The 715-nt window shown below is 43.8% G+C and carries 1 protein-coding gene; it reads left to right on the forward strand.

The features are described 5' to 3' along the window. Positions 1-688 (forward strand): DUF3581 domain-containing protein (locus AB4653_RS28305; RefSeq protein WP_372105953.1); only part of this gene is annotated, 688 nt, incomplete at its 5' end. Positions 689-715: the final 27 nt, after the last annotated feature.

A 715-nucleotide genomic window follows, 5' to 3' on the forward strand; every position in this document is an offset into this window, starting at 1 on the left:
ATTTCAATTCACTCGTGAACAAGCTAGCCACTTTGCTAAAAAAGTAGCCGCTGACTTCAACCCAATTCACGATGAAGACAACAAACGCTTCTGCGTGCCTGGCGATCTTTTGTTTGCAGTACTTCTGCAAAAAGAAGGCATCAGCCAAAAAATGCGTTTTGATTTTTCAGGTATGGTGGGTAACGGTATTGCGCTAAGCGTTGACAACAAGTGTGAGAAAGAAAGCTCACTGGTTGACGAGAAAGGCAAAGAGTACCTACACATGTCTTGTGAAGGTGAAAAGAGCCACGATCAAGCATTCATCGAACACGTAGTAACAAACTACGTTAAGTTCTCAGGCATGAACTTCCCACACATCATGGTTCCTCTTATGGAAGAACAACAAATGATGATCAACTGCCAACGTCCTCTTGTGATTTACGAGAGCATGGAAGTTGAATTTACTCGCCTAGACCTATCTCACCCAGAAGTTGAATTCTCTGGTGCGACTTTTGATGTTGAAGGCAAGCGTGGCATCGTGACACTGAACTTTGATTTCAAAGAAGACGGTGAAGTAGTCGGTAAAGGCGTAAAGCGCATGGTAGCAAGTGGTCTTAAGCCATACGACCAAGCTTCTGTAGACGACCTAGTAAACCGCTTCAACGAACGTAAAGAGATGTTTCTAGCTCAGTTCGCAGCTGCCGCTTAATCAGCACTCTTATTTACATCACTTGAT

Source organism: Vibrio sp. 10N.222.48.A3, assembly GCF_041475345.1.
In the GTDB taxonomy this organism is placed as follows: Bacteria; Pseudomonadota; Gammaproteobacteria; order Enterobacterales; family Vibrionaceae; genus Vibrio; species Vibrio tasmaniensis_A.